Annotated in this window: 16 protein-coding genes; 8 read left to right on the forward strand and 8 right to left on the reverse strand. The window is 72.9% G+C overall.

What is annotated here, in order from left to right; all coding sequences use genetic code 11:
* Positions 1 to 208 precede the first annotated feature (208 nt).
* A complete protein-coding gene (locus G6553_RS11720) occupies positions 209 to 1,258 on the forward strand; it encodes a hypothetical protein (protein WP_166192737.1) in 1,050 nt (349 codons plus the stop codon).
* Between the two features lie 169 nt (positions 1,259 to 1,427).
* On the opposite strand, the gene G6553_RS11725 is transcribed toward G6553_RS11720, so the two are convergent.
* From G6553_RS11725 to G6553_RS11735, 3 genes are all read right to left on the reverse strand, one after another.
* On the reverse strand, positions 1,428 to 2,462 hold the full coding sequence (locus G6553_RS11725; protein ID WP_166192740.1) for an inorganic phosphate transporter: 1,035 nt from the start codon (positions 2,460 to 2,462) through the stop codon (positions 1,428 to 1,430).
* Positions 2,463 to 2,465: 3 nt separating this feature from the next.
* On the reverse strand, positions 2,466 to 3,083 hold the full coding sequence (locus G6553_RS11730; protein ID WP_347565671.1) for a DUF47 family protein: 618 nt from the start codon (positions 3,081 to 3,083) through the stop codon (positions 2,466 to 2,468).
* 128 nt (positions 3,084 to 3,211) lie between these two features.
* On the reverse strand, positions 3,212 to 5,311 hold the full coding sequence (locus G6553_RS11735; RefSeq protein ID WP_347565676.1) for an RNA degradosome polyphosphate kinase: 2,100 nt from the start codon (positions 5,309 to 5,311) through the stop codon (positions 3,212 to 3,214).
* A 181-nt stretch (positions 5,312 to 5,492) separates the two neighbouring features.
* Between G6553_RS11735 and G6553_RS11740 the strand changes: the two genes are divergently transcribed.
* Complete coding sequence (locus tag G6553_RS11740; RefSeq protein WP_347565672.1) at positions 5,493 to 6,536, forward strand: alpha/beta hydrolase; 1,044 nt, start codon at positions 5,493 to 5,495, stop codon at positions 6,534 to 6,536.
* Between the two features lie 75 nt (positions 6,537 to 6,611).
* Here the strand turns inward: G6553_RS11740 and G6553_RS11745 are convergent, their stop codons facing one another.
* Both G6553_RS11745 and G6553_RS11750 read right to left on the reverse strand, forming a co-directional pair.
* Positions 6,612 to 8,912: a hypothetical protein gene (locus G6553_RS11745; protein ID WP_166192743.1), complete on the reverse strand. Its 2,301-nt coding sequence runs from the start codon at positions 8,910 to 8,912 to the stop codon at positions 6,612 to 6,614.
* A 37-nt stretch (positions 8,913 to 8,949) separates the two neighbouring features.
* Positions 8,950 to 9,312, reverse strand: a complete 363-nt coding sequence (locus tag G6553_RS11750) for a DsrE family protein (protein WP_166192746.1) — start codon at positions 9,310 to 9,312, stop codon at positions 8,950 to 8,952.
* Between the two features lie 23 nt (positions 9,313 to 9,335).
* On the opposite strand from G6553_RS11750, the gene G6553_RS11755 reads away from it, so the two are divergent.
* From G6553_RS11755 to G6553_RS11765, 3 genes are read left to right on the forward strand one after another with little or no spacing between them, the layout of a single operon-like run.
* Complete coding sequence (locus G6553_RS11755) at positions 9,336 to 9,830, forward strand: FABP family protein (RefSeq protein WP_166192749.1); 495 nt, start codon at positions 9,336 to 9,338, stop codon at positions 9,828 to 9,830.
* A gap of 1 nt (position 9,831) precedes the next feature.
* Positions 9,832 to 10,260 carry a Fur family transcriptional regulator gene (locus G6553_RS11760; protein WP_166192752.1) on the forward strand — a complete coding sequence of 143 codons (429 nt, stop codon included), beginning with the start codon at positions 9,832 to 9,834 and terminating at the stop codon, positions 10,258 to 10,260.
* Positions 10,257 to 11,195, forward strand: coding sequence for a folate-binding protein YgfZ (locus G6553_RS11765; protein ID WP_166192755.1), 939 nt, complete (start codon positions 10,257 to 10,259; stop codon positions 11,193 to 11,195). Before G6553_RS11760 ends, G6553_RS11765 begins: the two co-directional genes overlap by 4 nt.
* An 18-nt stretch (positions 11,196 to 11,213) precedes the next feature.
* Here the strand turns inward: G6553_RS11765 and G6553_RS11770 are convergent, their stop codons facing one another.
* Positions 11,214 to 11,585 (reverse strand): Ig-like domain-containing protein, encoded by a 372-nt coding sequence (locus G6553_RS11770; protein WP_166192758.1) that lies wholly within the window; start codon positions 11,583 to 11,585, stop codon positions 11,214 to 11,216.
* 59 nt (positions 11,586 to 11,644) lie between these two features.
* On the opposite strand from G6553_RS11770, the gene G6553_RS11775 reads away from it, so the two are divergent.
* Together G6553_RS11775 and G6553_RS11780 are read left to right on the forward strand one after the other, a co-directional pair.
* Entirely contained in the window at positions 11,645 to 12,724 is a 1,080-nt protein-coding gene (locus tag G6553_RS11775; protein ID WP_166192761.1) for a YihY/virulence factor BrkB family protein, read from the forward strand.
* 10 nt (positions 12,725 to 12,734) lie between these two features.
* The gene (locus tag G6553_RS11780; RefSeq protein ID WP_166192764.1) at positions 12,735 to 12,944 is read left to right on the forward strand and encodes a hypothetical protein; all 210 of its coding nucleotides are present in this window, start codon (positions 12,735 to 12,737) and stop codon (positions 12,942 to 12,944) included.
* A gap of 891 nt (positions 12,945 to 13,835) precedes the next feature.
* On the opposite strand, the gene mshD is transcribed toward G6553_RS11780, so the two are convergent.
* Both mshD and G6553_RS11790 read right to left on the reverse strand, forming a co-directional pair.
* Positions 13,836 to 14,657 carry a mycothiol synthase gene (gene mshD, locus G6553_RS11785; protein ID WP_166192767.1) on the reverse strand — a complete coding sequence of 274 codons (822 nt, stop codon included), beginning with the start codon at positions 14,655 to 14,657 and terminating at the stop codon, positions 13,836 to 13,838.
* 23 nt (positions 14,658 to 14,680) lie between these two features.
* Positions 14,681 to 15,430: a response regulator transcription factor gene (locus G6553_RS11790; protein WP_166192770.1), complete on the reverse strand. Its 750-nt coding sequence runs from the start codon at positions 15,428 to 15,430 to the stop codon at positions 14,681 to 14,683.
* 190 nt (positions 15,431 to 15,620) lie between these two features.
* On the opposite strand from G6553_RS11790, the gene G6553_RS11795 reads away from it, so the two are divergent.
* A complete protein-coding gene (locus G6553_RS11795) occupies positions 15,621 to 15,818 on the forward strand; it encodes a MoaD/ThiS family protein (protein WP_207619674.1) in 198 nt (65 codons plus the stop codon).

Consider the following 15,818-nt stretch of genomic DNA (forward strand, 5'->3'; position numbering starts at 1 on the left):
GGATCCGCCGCACCGTCGTCGCCTCCGAGGTCGTCTCGCCCTGACCCGGCCCGCGGGGTAGTAACGGTCGGAATCGTCCGTCGCGGGGGTAGTAACGGTCAGAAAGGTCCGTTGCTACCCCGACGACGGCCCTCAGACCGTCGGTGCGGCCCGGATGGCCTGTGGATGAGCGCCGACGGCGGGCGGCGGATCCGGCCACGATGGCGGGATGCCGACCACGCCGCGACCCGAGCCGTTCCATCCGGCGCGCCCGCACGTGCTGCGGCCGATGCGGATCGACCCGGACGGCCGGACCGGTCCGCCGTCGAGCCGTGCGTACGGCCGCGCCTGGCGTCAGACGACGCGCGGCTACTTCCTGCCCGCTGACCTGCCGGTCACCGTCGAGCAGCGGATCGCCGAGGCCGGCATGGTGCTGCCGGCGTACGGCGGCGTCACGGGGTGGGCGGCCCTGCGCTGGATGGGCGCGGAGTACTTCGGCGACACGCTCGACGAGGCGGCGCGGCCGGTCGTGCTGGCCGTGCTGAGAAAGGCGGTCCGCGAGCAGCCGGGTCTGCAGGTGACGTCCGAGCGGATCGCGCCCGAGACGCTCGAGGTCGTCGACGGGCTGGCCGTCACGACGGCGGCGCGCTCGGTGTGCTTCGAGATGCGGTACGCCGCCGACGTCCGCGCCGCGACGGTCGCCTTCGACATGGCCGCTGCTGCGGACCTGGTCAGCCGGGCGGAGGCGCAGGCCTACGCCGACACGTTGAACGGGTGGATCGGGATCCCACAGTGCCGGGCGGCGATCGCGCTCGGCTCGGAGAACAGCTGGTCCCCGATGGAGGTCGAGATGCGGCTGGTGTGGGAGATCGACGCCGGGCTGCCGACGCCGCTGATGAACACACCGGTCTTCGACCGGGCCGGCCGGCACATCGGCACCCCGGACCTGCTCGACGTGGAGGCCGGTGTGGTCGGGGAGTACGACGGGGCGCTTCACCTGCAGCGCCGGCGACGGACGGCCGACATCGACCGGGAGCACGAGTTCCGCCGGGCCGGTCTGGAGTACTTCACCATGACCGCGGCCGACCGCGTCGACCCGTTGCGGACGGTGGTGCCGCGGATGCTCCAGACGCGGGCGAGGGCCCGGTTCGAGCCGGAGGCCACCCGGGGATGGACCGTCGACCCGCCCGCCTGGTGGACCCCGACCACCACTGTCGAGCAACGTCGCCGTCTGGGCGAGCAGGACCGTCGTCGGTTGCTGCGCGGCCGCGCCGGTTGACGGGTGGACATCCATCCCCTGCCCGCCCGGCCGCTCCGCCCGCCCGGTCCGGCCCCCATCGGGGACGTCGTCGGGGTAGTAACGGACGAAAATGACCTCCGCCGGGGTAGTGACGGACGTTTCTGACCGTTACTACCCCGGCGGAGGCCGGGGACGGAGTAGCCCGGGGCTAGTCCAGCCGGAAGACGTAGTGCGCGATGAAGTACGTGGCGGCGGCGGCGGAGGCGGCGGCGGGGAAGGTGAGGACCCAGGCGGTGACGATGGACCGGGCGACACCCCACCGGACGGCGGAGAACCGCTTGGTGGCGCCGACGCCCATCACCGCGGAGGTGATGGTGTGGGTGGTGGAGATGGGCGCCTCGAACGCGTAGGCCGTGGTGTAGAGCACCGACGCGGCGACCGACTCCGCGGCGAAGCCGCGGGCCGGGTCGAGGTGGATGATGCGGCGGCCGAGGGTGCGCATGATGCGCCAGCCGCCGGCCCAGGTGCCGGCCGAGATGGCGGCGGCGGCGGCGAAGATGACCCACAGCGGCAGGTCGTCGCCCTCGGCGACGTACCCCCCGGCGAGCAGGGCGAGGAAGATGACGCCCATCGTCTTCTGCGCGTCCTGGAGGCCGTGGCCGAGCGCCATGGCGGCGGCGGAGGCGGTCTGGGCGAGCTTGAAGCCGCGGTTGGCCTTGTGCGGGTTGACCTTGCGGAAGATCCACATGATCGCGAGCATCACCGCGAAGCCCGCCGCGAACGCGAAGACCGGCGAGATCAGCATCGGGATGACGACCTTGTTGAGGACCGTGTCCCAGTTGACGCTCACCCCACCGGCGATCGCCGCGCCGCCCAGGCCGCCGATGAGGGCGTGCGAGGAGGACGACGGCAGGCCGTAGTACCAGGTGATCATGTTCCAGATGATCGCGCCGAGCAGGCCGCACATGACGATGACCAGCGCGTGCACGGTCACCGAGGTGGCGGCGTTCGGATCGAGCTGCTCGGGGCTGAACTGGATGACGTCGGCGACGGTCTTGGCGACCTTCTGGCCGAGGAACGCGCCGATGAAGTTCATGATCGCCGCGAGACCCAGGGCCACCCGCGGCGTGAGCGCGCGGGTGGAGACCGAGGTCGCGATGGCGTTGGCGGCGTCGTGGAACCCGTTCGTGTAGTCGAACACGAGGGCGACCACGACCACCGCGATGATGATCGCGATCTCCACCGGTCAGGACTCCTTGACGGCGATCTGCTCCACCGTGTTCGCGACCCGCTCGAACGCGTCGATGGCGTCCTCGAGGGCCTCGACGATGTCCTTGAGCTTGAGCACCTCGATGGTCTTGTAGTCGCCACCGAAGATGTTGGTCAGGATCCGGCGGTGGTTCTTGTCGCCGGCGTTCTCGAGGCGGTTGATCTCGATCCAGTACTCCTCGAGCGACTGCATCGACCGCAGGTTCGGCATCGCGGCGGAGGTGAGGTCCGCGCAGCGCTGCAGCAGCTCGACCTGGCCGGAGACCTCGGTCGGCATCTCCCGCACCTCGTAGAGCAGGATCATGTCGACGACCTCGTCCATGTGGTCCATGACGTCGTCGAGCCCGGAGGCGAGCGAGTAGATGTCCTCGCGGTCGAACGGCGTGATGAACGTCGAGTTCACCTTCCGGATGATCGCGTGGGTGGTCTCGTCGGCGGCGTGCTCGGCGTCGCGCATGCGCTGAGCCACGGACGCGTGGTCGGCGCCGTCGGCGAGCATCTCGGCGAGGATCCTGGCACCGGTGACGAGGTGGTCCGCCTGCTCGGCGAACTGGTCGTAGAACGTGGCTTCGACCGGACGGAAACGCAGTCCCACGGAGTGACTCCTGAACGACGGGGGAACGAGCGTTGAACAGAGTAGGGCCACCGTCGGAAGATCACGCAAGCGAGGACGGCGTCGGCCCCGTCACCCGAGGTGGTGCCGCCGGCCGAGGTCGTACGCCGTCAGGGCGCCGTACGCCGTCGGCGCTGCCGCTCGATGAGCGTCTCCTGGAGGTGCACCGGTCCGGGCGAGCGGCTCCACGCGCCGTCGGGGCCGAGCACCCACGCGTCGGTGTCGGCGTCGAAGGCGAGCGTCAGCAGGTCGTCGACGGCCTGCCGGCCGGCGGCCCCGGGCAGCCGGACGAGCACCTCGACCCGCCGGTCGAGGTTGCGGTGCATCATGTCGGCCGAGCCGATCCAGGCCTCGGGCTCGCCGCCGTTGTCGAACCAGGAGACCCGGCTGTGCTCGAGGAACCGCCCCAGCACCGACCGCACCTCGATCGTCTCCGACAGCCCGGGCACGCCGGGCCGCAGCGCGCAGATGCCGCGGATGAGCAGCTGGACGGGGACGCCGGCCTGCGAGGCGAGGTAGAGCGCGTCGATGACGGCCTCGTCGACCACGGAGTTGGCCTTCATCCGGATCCGCGCGGGGCGCCCGGCCCGGTGGTGGGCGATCTCGCGGTGGATGCGCTCGACGAGCCCCGAGCGCACGGAGTCGGGCGCGACCAGCAGCTGCTCGTACGACGCGTTGCGCGACCACCCGGAGAGGTTGTTGAACAGGTGGGCGACGTCCTCGCCGATCGTGTCGTCGGTCGTGATCAGCCCGAGGTCCTCATAGGTGCGTGACGTCTTCGGGTTGTAGTTGCCGGTGCCGATGTGGGTGTAGCGGCGGATCCCGCCGCCGGCGTGGTCCTCCTCGCGCACCACCATCGACAGCTTGCAGTGCGTCTTGAGCCCGACCAGCCCGTAGACGACGTGGCAGCCGGCCTGCTCGAGCTTGCGGGCCCACCGGATGTTGGCCTCCTCGTCGAAGCGGGCCTTGATCTCCACGATCACCAGCACCTGCTTGCCGGCCTCGGCGGCGTCGATCAGCGCGTCGATGATCGGTGAGTCGCCGGAGGTCCGGTAGAGCGTCTGCTTGATCGCCAGCACGTGCGGGTCGGCCGCGGCCTGCTCGAGGAAGCGCTGCACGGAGGTGGCGAAGGAGTCGTAGGGGTGGTGCAGCAGCACGTCGTGGCGGCGGGCGGCCTTGAACACGTCGACCGGCGCGGCGGACTCCACCTCGGCGAGCACCGGGTGGGTGGTGGGCACGAACGCGGGGTACTTCAGCTCCTCGCGAGGCAGGTCAGCGAGGCTGGTCAGCGCCCGCAGGTCCAGCGGCCCGGGCAGCCGGAACACTTCCTCCTCGGCCACGCCGAGCTCGGAGACCAGCAGGTCGAGGACGGCAGGGGTGATCGAGTCCTCGACCTCGAGCCGGACCGGCGGCCCGAACCGGCGGCGCAGCAGCTCCTTCTCCAGCGCGGCCAGGATGTTCTCGGCGTCGTCCTCCTCCACCTCAAGGTCCTCGTTGCGGGTCACCCGGAACGTGTGGACCTCGAGCACCTCCATGCCGGGGAACAGCTTCTTCAGCCGCTCGCGGATGACGTCCTCCAGCGGCACGAACCGCTGGTTCCCGAGCGGCACGAGCCTCGCGAAGTTCGGCGGCACCTTGACCCGCGCGAAGTGCTCCTTGCGGGTCTCGGGGTCGCGCAGCACGACGGCGAGGTTGAGCGAGAGCCCGGAGATGTACGGGAAGGGGTGCGCCGGGTCGACGGCCAGCGGGGTCAGCACCGGGTAGACCCGCTCCTTGAAGAGCTTCTTGCAGTGCTTCTGCTCGCGGTCGTCCAGCTCGCCCCAGCGCACGATCTCGATGCCGTGATCGCGCAGCGCGGGGTCGATCTCGTCGCGGAACAGGCAGACCTGCCGCTCGCTCAGCTCCCGGCTCGTGAGCCAGATCCGCTCGAGCACCTCACGCGGCATCAGGCCGGAGGCGGCGCGCACGGCCAGCCCGGCGGCGATCCGGCGCTTCAGGCCGGCCACCCGGACCATGAAGAACTCGTCGAGGTTGCTGGTGAAGATCCCCAGGAACCGCACCCGCTCGAGCAGCGGCAGGTCGGGGTCCTCGGCGAGCTCGAGCACCCGCTGGTTGAAGTGCAGCCACGACAGCTCGCGGTCGAGGAACCGGTCGTCGTACTTCTCCACCGCCGCGAGCGCCTCGTGGTCGGGGACGTAGGGCGGCTCCACGTCGAAGGAGTCGTGCGGCGCCCGGTCGCGCGGCAGCAGGTCCTCGGCGGGTCCGGTCTCCAGGGTCACCTCGCCAGTGTGGCACCGGAGGGTGAACGGCAGGTGTCGCTCGCGAAGGACTGGGGAGCGGCGTGCGCGAGCCCGCCGTGTGGATGGCTGGCGGCCCGCTACTGTCCCGCCCGTGAGCGCGAAGACCGTCGTCGAGGTGGCTGCCCTGCGGGCCCTGATGGGGCTGCCGGCCCCCGTCCAGCGGGTGCTGGCCGGACCGCCGCTGCGCCTCGACGGGCAGAAGCTGGCCGTCGACCTCCAGCTGATGCTGCGGATCCAGCAGCTCACCCGCGAGCCCGCGATCGAGTCGCTCGAGGTCGAGCTCGGTCGCCAGGCCGCCGTCCGGCAGACCGGGCTCACCGCCGGCCGCCAGCGCGTCGGCTCGGTGCGCGACCTGAACGCCGGCGGGCTGCTCGCCCGTCTCTACACCCCCTCGAGCGCGCACGGGCCGGTCGAGACGCCCGGCCCGCTGCTGCTGTTCCTCCACGGCGGCGGCTTCTTCTTCGGCGACCTCGAGACCCACGACGCCAGCTGCCGGTTCATCGCGGAGCGGGCCGGTGTGCGAGTGCTCGCCGTCGACTACCGCCTCGGCCCCGAGCACCCCTTCCCGGCTGCGCACGACGACGCGCTCGCGGCGTACCGCTGGGTCCTCGAGCACGCCGCCGCACTCGGCGCCGACCCCGCGCGGATCGCCGTCGGCGGCGACTCCGCCGGCGGCAACCTGGCCGCCCACATCGCCATCGAGGCGGCCCGCGACGGGCTGCCGCTGGCGTGGCAGCTGCTCGTCTACCCGGCGACCGACGTCTCTGGCGAGACCGAGAGCAAGCGGATGTTCGGCAAGGGTCTGTTCCTCACCCAGGAGTTCATGGACCTCGCGGTCGCCTCCTACACGCCCGACCCCGCCACCCGCACCGACCCGCGCGTCGCCCCGCTGCGCGCCGACCTGCCGGCGGGGTTGGCGCCGGCGTACGTCGTCACCGCCGGCTTCGACCCGCTCCGCGACGAGGGCGAGGCGTACGCCGCGAAGCTCGCCGCCGCGGGGGTCGAGGTGGAGACGCGCCGGTTCCCCGACCAGATCCACGGGTTCTTCAACATCGTCGGCGCCGGCCGCACCTCGAAGGCCGCCGTCGCCGTGATCGCGGACCGCGTCCGGACCGCGCTGCACCCGGCTGGTTGAGCTCTCGCCCGACCCCGGCTGGTTGAGGAGCTTCCGCTAGGAAGCGTCTCGAAACCCGCCGGGGCGAACCCAGCGTCAGTCGCGCTGACCCGCGCCGGTCGAGCCGACGAGGAACGCGACGGTGACGATCGCCCCGACGGCGAGGAGCACCGGGTCGTCGTGGCCGGTCCGCCACGCGACGACGGTGAGCGCGGCGGCGACGAGCGCGGCGAGCAGGTAGAGGACCCGTCGGCCGCGCTGCTCCGCCGAGGGGATGGCACCGGACGAGGCGGCGGGTGCCGGGGCGGCAGGAGTGGCGGGAGCGGGCTCGGCAGCCGGTACGCCGGCGAGCGGGCGCGGCTGGACAGGCTCGCCGCCCCCAGGGCCGCCCCGTGCCTCGGCCAGCTGCTCGGCCAGCTCGGCGGCGCGCTGCTCGGCGGCGAGCCGGTCCTGGAGGGCCGCCTCGACGAGCTCGGCCTGGTGGCGCACCGACGCCTCGACGGCGCTGCGGTCCATCGCCCGCTGCTCGGCCTTCTCCTCGGCGACCAGCCGCTGGGCGGCCTGCTCCTCGGCGGCGCGCTCGGCGGCGAGCCGAGCCTCGTGGGCCGCGGCCAGCTCGGCGGCGAGCTCGGTGAGCCGGCGCTCGGCCTCCTGCCGGCCGGCGACGGCCTCGGCGGCGAGCCGGGCGTGCTCGGCGGCGTCGTGCTCGGCGGCCTCGCGCGCCTCGACCGCGGCCCGGGCGGACTCCTCGGCGGCGGTCCGCGCGGCGTGCGCCTCCGCGGCGAGGCAGGCCTGCTCGGCGGCGGTCTCCTCGGCGACCGCCCGCGCCTCGGCGGCCGCGCGGGCGGCCTCGGCCTGCTCGGTGGCCTCGACGAGCGCGGTGTGCTCGGCCTGCGCGGACGCGGCGGCCAGCACCGACGCGTCGTACGCCGACTCCGACGCGGCCGCCGCCTCGGCGGCCCGCTCGCGGGCGGACTGCTCCGCGGCGACCCGTGCCTCGTGCGCCTCGGCGGCCAGCCGGGCGTGCTCGGCGGCGGACTCGTCGGCGACGCGGCGGCCCTCGAGCGCCTCGGCGGCGTCGCGCGCGTGCGCGGCGGCGGTCTCGTCGGCCGCGGCGCGTGCCTCCGCGGCGACCCGGGCGACCTCGGCCTGCTCGCCGGCGGCGACCAGCGCCGCGTGCTCGGCGGCGGCGGCCGCAGCGGCCAGGGCGGCCTGGTCGCGGGACTCGGCGCTCGCGGCGGCGGCCTCCTCGGCGCGCTCGCGCGCCACGTGCTCGGCGACCTCCCGGGCCTGGTGCGCCTCGGCGGCGAGCCGGGCGTGCTCGGCGGCGGACTCGTCGGCGACGCGGCGGCCCTGGAGTGCCTCGGCGGCGTCGCGGGCGTGTGCGGACGCGATCTCGTCGGCGGCGGCGCGCAGCTCGGACGCGGCGGCGGCGATCCCGGCCTGCTCCTCGGCGGCCACCAGCGCCGCGTGCTCGGCGGCGGCCGCGGCAGCGGCCAGGGCGGCCTGGTCGCGGGACTCGGCGCTGGCGGCGGCGGCCTCCTCCGCCCGCTCCCGGGCGGCCTGCTCGGCGACCTCGCGGGCCGAGTGCGCCTCGGCGGCGAGCCGGGCGTGCACGGCAGCCGTCTCCTCAGCGGCGACCCGCGCCAGGGCGAGCTCCTCGGCCCGTGCGGACGCTGCTTCCATCGCGGCGGCGGCAGCCGCGGCCGCCTCCTCGGCCGCACGGCGCGCGTCGGTCGCCTCCCGGTTGGCGTCGGCCAGCTCGGCTGCCCGGGCCTCGGCCAGCGCCAGCTCGCGGGCGGCGTCGGCGGCGGACTCCTCCGCCGCGAGCCGGGCGGCGTGCGCCTCGTCCGCGAGCCGGGCCTGCTCGGCGGCGGAGCTGTCCGCGGCCTCCCGCGCCTCGGCGGCCGCGGCGGCGAGCGACGCCTGCTCCGCGGCGTACGTCGCCGCCTCCTCGTGCCGGCGGGCGGACTCGGCGGCGGCCTCCTCGGCGGCCGCCCGCGCGGTGAGCGCCTCGTCGAGGCGGGCCTCGGCGGCCTCCCGACCCTCGGCCGCCGCGAGCGCGGCCGCGGCCTGCTCCGACAACGCGACGGCCGCCGCCTGTGCCTCGGCGGCGGCGTCCGCGAGCTCGGCGGCCCGGCGGGAGGCGGCCTCGGCCTCCGCGGCCGCGGCCCGGGCGGCCTCCTCCGCGACGAGCCGCTCGGCGGCCTGCTCGGAGGCGGCCAGCTCGGCGGCGCGGCGCAGCGAGGTGGCGTGGTCGGCCGCGGCGGTCTGCTCGGCGAGCCGGGCCAGCGCCTCCTCGTGGGTCAGGGGCGGCAGCGGCGCGGTGGCCTGCTTCTGCCGGCGACGCCAGCCACGGGCGGTCGCACCTTCGTCCGGAGGGGGTGCGGCGCTCATGGCGCCGGATCGTATCGGCTGGCCCGCCCGGCCGAGGTCAGTAGACGAGCGCCTGGACGTCCGGCTGGAGGACCTCCTCGGCGAACGACGCCGCACCGCGGATCACCACGCCCGGCAGCAGCTGCTCGGCGGTGATCCCGCGGCGCGAGGCGCACTGGGTGCAGACGGTGACGGTGCCGCCGGCGACGACGGCCGCCAGGAGGTCCGCCAGGGGAGTGGCGAGCGGCAGCGCGATGCCCTCGGCGCGCCCGGGCACGCCGTACCACGCCGCCTCGCCGGTCAGCCACAGCGAGACCTCCGCACCGGCGGCCACCGCGGCGGCCGCCACGGTGAACCCCTGGTTGCACCGCTCGGCGTCCTCGGAGCCGCAGGTCACCTTGACGACGAGTGGGCGCGACATGGGCGTCAGCCTAGAGTGGGCGGGTGCCTTTCCAGATCCCGGAGAACCTCCACCCCGACTGCGGCCCGGTCGCCTGGATGCTCGGCACCTGGCAGGGCAACGGGCGCGGCGACTACCCGACGATCGAGCCGTACCAGTACGGCCAGGAGCTCGTCTTCCAGCAGGACGGCCGCCCCTTCCTCCACTACTTCGCCCGCTCGTGGGTCATCGACGACGAGGGCAAGACCGTGCGCCAGGGCGCGCAGGAGACCGGCTTCCTGCGTTGCCGGCCCGAGGGGCAGGTGGAGCTGGTGCTGACGCACAACACCGGGTTCGTCGAGATCTGGTACGGCACCGCCGAGAACGGCAAGCTCGAGCTGACCACCGACGCGGTCGCCCGCACCGAGTCGGCCAAGGAGGTCACCGCGGGCCACCGGCTCTACGGCAACGTCGAGGGCGACCTCCTCTACGCCTACGACATGGCCGCCGTCGGCCAGCCGCTCCAGCCGCACCTGTGGGCGCGTCTCCAGCGGGCCTGACATGGCCCAGCAGGACTGGCGGGAGCGCCTGCGGTCGCGCGGCTACCGGCTGACCCCCCAGCGCGAGATGGTCCTGCGCGCGGTCGACGAGCTCGGCCACGCCACCCCCGACGAGGTGCTCGGCAAGGTCCGTGAGCACTCCTCGGCGATCAACATCTCCACCGTCTACCGGACGCTCGAGGTGCTCGAGGAGCTCGGCCTGGTGCGGCACGCCCACCTGAGCGACCGCGCCCCGACGTACCACTCGATCTCCGACCACGAGCACTTCCACCTGGTCTGCCGGAATTGCCAGAAGGTCGTCTCCGTTGACCCCGATGTGCTGAAGCCGCTCACCGACCGGCTCGAGGCCGACGGCTTCGTCGCCGACGTCGGGCACCTGACGGTGTTCGGCCACTGCACCACCTGCACGCCGACCGAGGAGTCCTCATGACCAGCCCCCTGCTCGACCTGCCCGGAGCGGTCGCCGGCGACGGCATCGACGCCCCGGTCGCGGCGCACTACGGCTCGTTCAACGGCGAGCAGCGCACGCTGGAGTCCGGCGAGGGCTTCGTCGACCTCTCGCACCGCGAGGTGCTGCGCATCGAGGGGCCGGACCGGCTGAGCTGGCTGCACAACCTCACCACCCAGCACTTCCTCGACCTCGCCCCCGGCGCCTGGACCCAGGCGCTCGTGCTGAGCCCGCAGGGCCACGTCGAGCACGCCTTCGAGGGGTACGACGACGGGTCGGCGTTCACCGCCCACACCGAGCCGGGCGCCGGTGCGGCGCTCGTCGAGTGGCTCGAGCGGATGAAGTTCATGACCCGTGTCGAGCTCTCGCTGGTCCCTGACCTGGCCGTCACGTGGCGCGCGGTCACCGACCAGCCCGCCAAGTACGACCTCGTCCCGCGCGACCAGCTCCCGGCGTACGCCGAGGCCGCCGGGCCGGCGTGCGGCCTGTGGGCCTTCGAGGCGCTCCGCATCGCGCGCGGCGAGCCGCGCCTCGGCCTTGACACCGACCACCGCACGATCCCCAACGAGGTCGGCTGGATCGGCCGCGCGGTCCACCTGGACAAGGGCTGCTACCGCGGCCAGGAGACCGTCGCGCGCGTCCACACCCTCGGACGCCCGCCGCGGCGCCTGACGCTGCTCCACCTCGACGGCAGCGAGAACCGCCTCCCCGCCCAGGGCGCCGACGTCCTGCTCGGCGACAAGGTGATCGGCACCGTCGGCTCCTCCGCCCGCCACCACGAGCTCGGCCCGATCGCGCTGGCCCTGCTCAAGCGGAACGTCACCACCGACGCCGAGCTGCTCGTCGACGGCATCGCGGCCGCTCAGGAGGTCGTGGTCGATCCCGAGGTCGGCCTGCACGTCCGCCCGCTGCGCTGAGCGGCCGGCCGGCCCGCGTCACTCGACGACGATGACCCGCCGCTTCTTGTAGGGCGGGAGGGTGGCGTCGGCATCGGGGAGGTACCGCGCGACCAGTGCGTAACGCCCTGCTGCCAGTCCGGGTGTGCTGAAGCGGGCGGCACCATGGGCGTTCTGCGGCTTGGTCTTCGACCAGACCACGGCTCCGTCCTGGCGCAGCACGACGCGGAGAGGACCGGTCGAGACGTGCTCGGGCATCGAGCCGGTGATCCTGAGGCGCACCTCGATCGGCGCGCCGGCGTCGAGATCGCTCAGCGGGTAGGCGTCGAAGCGGGGAGGTGGCGTCGCACCGGCGGGGGAGGCGATGGACGCCGAGAGAACCGCGGCTGCGATGGCGCTGATGATCCGCACGGGTGCAAGCATCGCGCACGATCGGGTTTGCCGCGCCCACCTGCGGAAACCGAAGCACCATGGCCCGCCACACGAGCACCGCTGATCCCAAGGAACACCCGGCGAAGCCGGACTCGCCGGACGACCTGACCAAGCGGTCGTGGATGTACGTCGCGCGCAAGACGGCGCGGGAGTTCTCCAAGGACCAGTGCACCGACGTGGCGGCGGCGCTGACGTACTACGCCGTCCTCGCCCTCTTCCCCGCCCTCATCGCGCTCACGTCGATCGTCGGGCTGGTGTCGAACCCGCAGAAGACCGTCGACCAGATCCTGCAGGTCATGCGCGACATCGGCGCGGGCTCGCAAGCCGACACCCTCGAGCCGACGATCACCGAGCTCGCGACCGCCCAGGGCGCGGGGTTGGCGCTGATCATCGGTCTGGCGACGGCGTTGTGGTCGGCGAGCGGGTACGTCGGCGCGTTCGGCCGCGCGATGAACCGAATCTACGAGATCCGTGAGGGCCGGCCGTTCTGGAAGCTCCGCCCGGTCATGCTGCTGCTGACCCTGGTCCTGGTGACGCTCGTCGCCGTTGTCCTCCTCGGGCTGGTCGTCTCCGGCCCGGTGGCCGACGCGATCGGCAGCCAGATCGGTCTCGGCAGCACCTTCGTCACCGTCTTCAACATCGCCAAGTGGCCGATCCTCCTGCTGATGGTCGTGCTCATCGTGGCGCTGCTCTACTACGTCACCCCGAACATCAAGCAGCCGAAGTTCCGCTGGATCTCCATCGGCGCGCTGCTCGCGATCGTCGTGTGGGTGCTGGCCTCGGCGCTGTTCGGCTTCTACGTCGCGAACTTCTCCTCCTACTCCAAGACCTACGGCTCGCTCGCCGGCGTCATCGTCTTCCTGCTGTGGCTGTGGATCACCAACCTGGCGCTGCTCTTCGGTGCCGAGCTCGACTCCGAGCTGGAGCGCGGCCGCGAGCTGCAAGCCGGGATCCCCGCCGAGGAGACCGTCCAGCTCCCGCCGCGCGACGACCGCAACATCAAGAAGCAGGACGAGAAGATCGCCGAGGACGTCGCCAAGGGCCGCGAGATTCGAGAGACCCACGGCAAGCCGGAGGAGGCCGACAGCTCCGAGGACCGCGACCGCAGCGGCCGCTAACGTACGGCGGATGCCGCTCCGCCTCCTCGCGATCGTCCTGGCGGAGGTGGTCTCAATCCTCTGCGTGCTGCTCATCGCCGGTCACGGCCCGTGGGCGGGGCCCGTCCTGCTCGGGCTGAGCGAGGACCACGGGTTGAACGCCGGCGACGTCCCGGTGCTCGGCCTCTGGCTGCTGGGGCTCGCGGCCTGCGCCGGGCTCTGGCGCCGAGGCGCGCCGTAACACGACGCAAACCGAGCGATCGGGTGACACGAGCCTCAACACGACGACTGTTTGGCTGATGCAACCCGCTCGACCGACCGGGCCGCGGGCTGCGGCAGATGTTGGCGGTGCGCTACGGGCACTTCAGGTGCGGTCAGAGACCGCCATGGCTCCGCCGAATCGCCGACCAGCGACGGCTCGCTGACCCTCGAGGACCGGCACCGGCCCGGAAACTGGGAGAGCCCTGAAGGCCGGCGCCCGCCGTACCCACGACTCGCGCGCCGGTTCGGACGCCTACGCGCTCAAGGGCAAGCGGATCAGCTACGTCGCCGCCGTCCGGGTCGACCCCTAGGCACCTCCACGTCCGTCGCCGCCCGCGAGTCGGTCGTCGCGGCCGGTGCCGAACTGGTCGAGGCATTCGTCCGGTCACCTGCCGACGACGAGACCCGGGTGAGCGGCTCCTGCGCCAGCCGGGGCCGCTCGGTCATCGAACTCCTGACCGGGCGCTTCGTCACCAGGGCATGACCTGATGACGCCCAATCCTGGGTATGTAGGCGGCATGCTTCGCATCGAGACGAACGAAAGTTGCACAGTGCTCAGATGGGTGCGATTGAAGACGTGGGGGACGGACTGGGCGCGAGTACCACGTGCACGCGTTGCGGGCATGCGGCTGTCGTGACGTGCGCCGCCGAACCATCATTCGTGCCCCGACGGCGCATCAGGCACTGCCCGGCCCAGATCGACGCGATCTACGACTACCTCGACACCACCTGCCGGTGCGAATCGCCGGAGCACGTCTACGCGTCGAGCAATGATTCCGCCGGTAGTTGGCGCCATCGGCGGACGGTCCACCTCCATCCATCCTTGAGCCGCATGAAGCGGCGCCGGCGGGATGTCCGTCCCGCAGCGTGACTACCTCCGCCGGTACTGCACGTGCGTGTCGCTCGCGGCGTGCTCGAACCCCAGCCCGCTGTAGACGGCGATCGCCGGGGCGTTGTCGGACTCGACGTAGAGCAGCACCTCGTCGACGCCCTTGCCGATCAAATGATGAAGACCGGCCAGGGTGAGCAGCTTGCCCAGTCCGCGGCCCTGCGCGGCGGGTGAGATGCCGACGACGTACACCTCGCCGAGCGCGGAGGAGTGCTGCTTGGTCCAGTGGAAGCCGAGCACCTCGTCGGACGAGGAGTCGACCGCGACGAGCAGACCGGCCGGGTCGAACCACGACTCCGCCATCCGCTCCCGCAGGTTCGCCAGGTCCATCGCGCCCTGCTCGGGGTGCGCGGCGAAAGCAGCGGCGTTCACGCGGACGACGTCCTCCGCGTCGTCCGCCTCGTAACCGCGCACAAGCACGCCGTCCCGCTCGGGCAGTGGCGGCAGCGGGACGGACGAGGGACGCCGCATCACCCACAGCTCTCGCGCGCGCTCGAACCCGCGCCGAGCAGCGAGCGCGCGTGCGGCCGGGTGGTCACCGTGCGACCACGCCTCGACCGGACCCGAAGCAGGTACGGCCTCGACCGCCAGGGCGGCACCCACGCCCCGTCCACGAGCAGAAGGGTGCACGACGAGCGACAGGTCCTCGCCGACCAGCAGAGCAAAACCGTCCTCGCGCACCCACGACCGCACGGAGTCCGGCCGGTTCCGCAACGCCAGCCACGTCGCCTCGTCGAGCGGGGCGGCACCGTCGACTTCCTCGGCGGCGTCGGCGACACGGCGTACGAGCTCGAGATCGACCACGCCCCGAGTGTGTCAGGCGGGCCTCAGGCGTCCTGCCGCTCGCCCTCAGCCTCGTCCTCGACCGCACGGGCGTCGTCGGAGGCGGCCTTCTCCTTCGCCGGCACGACGAACCGGTAGCCCACGTTGCGCACGGTGCCGATGAGCGTCTCGTTCTCGGGGCCGAGCTTGGCGCGCAGGCGGCGCACGTGGACGTCGACGGTGCGGGTGCCGCCGAAGTAGTCGTAGCCCCACACTTCCTGCAGCAGCTGCTGGCGGCTGAAGACCCGCCCGGGGTGCTGAGCGAGGAACTTCAGTAGCTCGAACTCCTTGAACGTCAGGTCGAGCGCGCGTCCCCCGACCTTTGCGGTGTACGTCGCGTCGTCGACGACCACCTCGCCGGAGCGGATCACGTGCGCATCGGGGTCCGCGGCGTCGCGCTGCGCGGTGAGCCGACCGATCGCCAGCTTGATGCGCGCCTCGAGCTCGGCCGGGCCGCAGGTGTGGAGCACGACGTCGTCCATGCCCCAGTCGTGGCTGACGACGGCCAGGCCGCCCTCGGTGACGATGAGGAGCACGGGCACGTCGGTGCCCGTCGTCCGGATCAGCCGGCACAGGTCGCGGGCCTGCGCCAGTTCCTTGCGCCCGTCGACGAGGAGCAGGTCGGAGTCGGGCGCCTCGAGCAGCGCGCTGCCCTCGGCGGGCAGGATGCGGACCGAGTGGCCGAGCAGCGCGAGGCCGGGGAGAACTTCGGCCGAGGGCTGCAGGGCGCTCGTCAGCAACAGCAAGGTGCTCACAATGGTCTCCTCCCGTTAGCGGGCGGGGACCGGGACGCAACACTGGGCCTCGGTCGTGAAGTTCTCGGAAGTTTAGCGAAACGTGGTGGACACAGTGGATCGATTCAACGTGAATGAGACGAAAACCATCCGAGTCCGCTATTGGGCGGCGGCTAAGGCCGCGGCCGGCACCTCCGAGGACGTGCTGACCGTGGACGGCCCGCTGACGCTTGCTGAGGTCCGCGACCGGGCGCTCGCGATGCACCCCGACGCCGACCGGCTCGGCGACATCCTCCGCACCTGCTCGACGCTCGTCGGCGACCGCCCGACCGCGTCCAAGGACCCGGACGCGGTCCAGGTGCCCGTCGGGTCGGACGTCGAGTTCCTCCCACCGTTCGCCGGCGGCTGA

It is taken from the genome of Nocardioides sp. IC4_145, from assembly GCF_011250565.1.
Lineage (GTDB): Bacteria > Actinomycetota > Actinomycetes > Propionibacteriales > Nocardioidaceae > Nocardioides.

What these genes read in the sequence shown, in the direction of transcription:
- G6553_RS11720 (WP_166192737.1), top strand. Translation starts at nt 209, where the DNA reads ATGCCGACCACGCCGCGACCCGAGCCGTTCCATCCGGCGCGCCCGCAC.
- G6553_RS11745 (WP_166192743.1), bottom strand. Translation starts at nt 8,912, where the DNA reads ATGAGCGCCGCACCCCCTCCGGACGAAGGTGCGACCGCCCGTGGCTGG.
- G6553_RS11750 (WP_166192746.1), bottom strand. Translation starts at nt 9,312, where the DNA reads ATGTCGCGCCCACTCGTCGTCAAGGTGACCTGCGGCTCCGAGGACGCC.
- G6553_RS11760 (WP_166192752.1), top strand. Translation starts at nt 9,832, where the DNA reads ATGGCCCAGCAGGACTGGCGGGAGCGCCTGCGGTCGCGCGGCTACCGG.
- G6553_RS11765 (WP_166192755.1), top strand. Translation starts at nt 10,257, where the DNA reads ATGACCAGCCCCCTGCTCGACCTGCCCGGAGCGGTCGCCGGCGACGGC.
- G6553_RS11775 (WP_166192761.1), top strand. Translation starts at nt 11,645, where the DNA reads ATGGCCCGCCACACGAGCACCGCTGATCCCAAGGAACACCCGGCGAAG.
- G6553_RS11780 (WP_166192764.1), top strand. Translation starts at nt 12,735, where the DNA reads ATGCCGCTCCGCCTCCTCGCGATCGTCCTGGCGGAGGTGGTCTCAATC.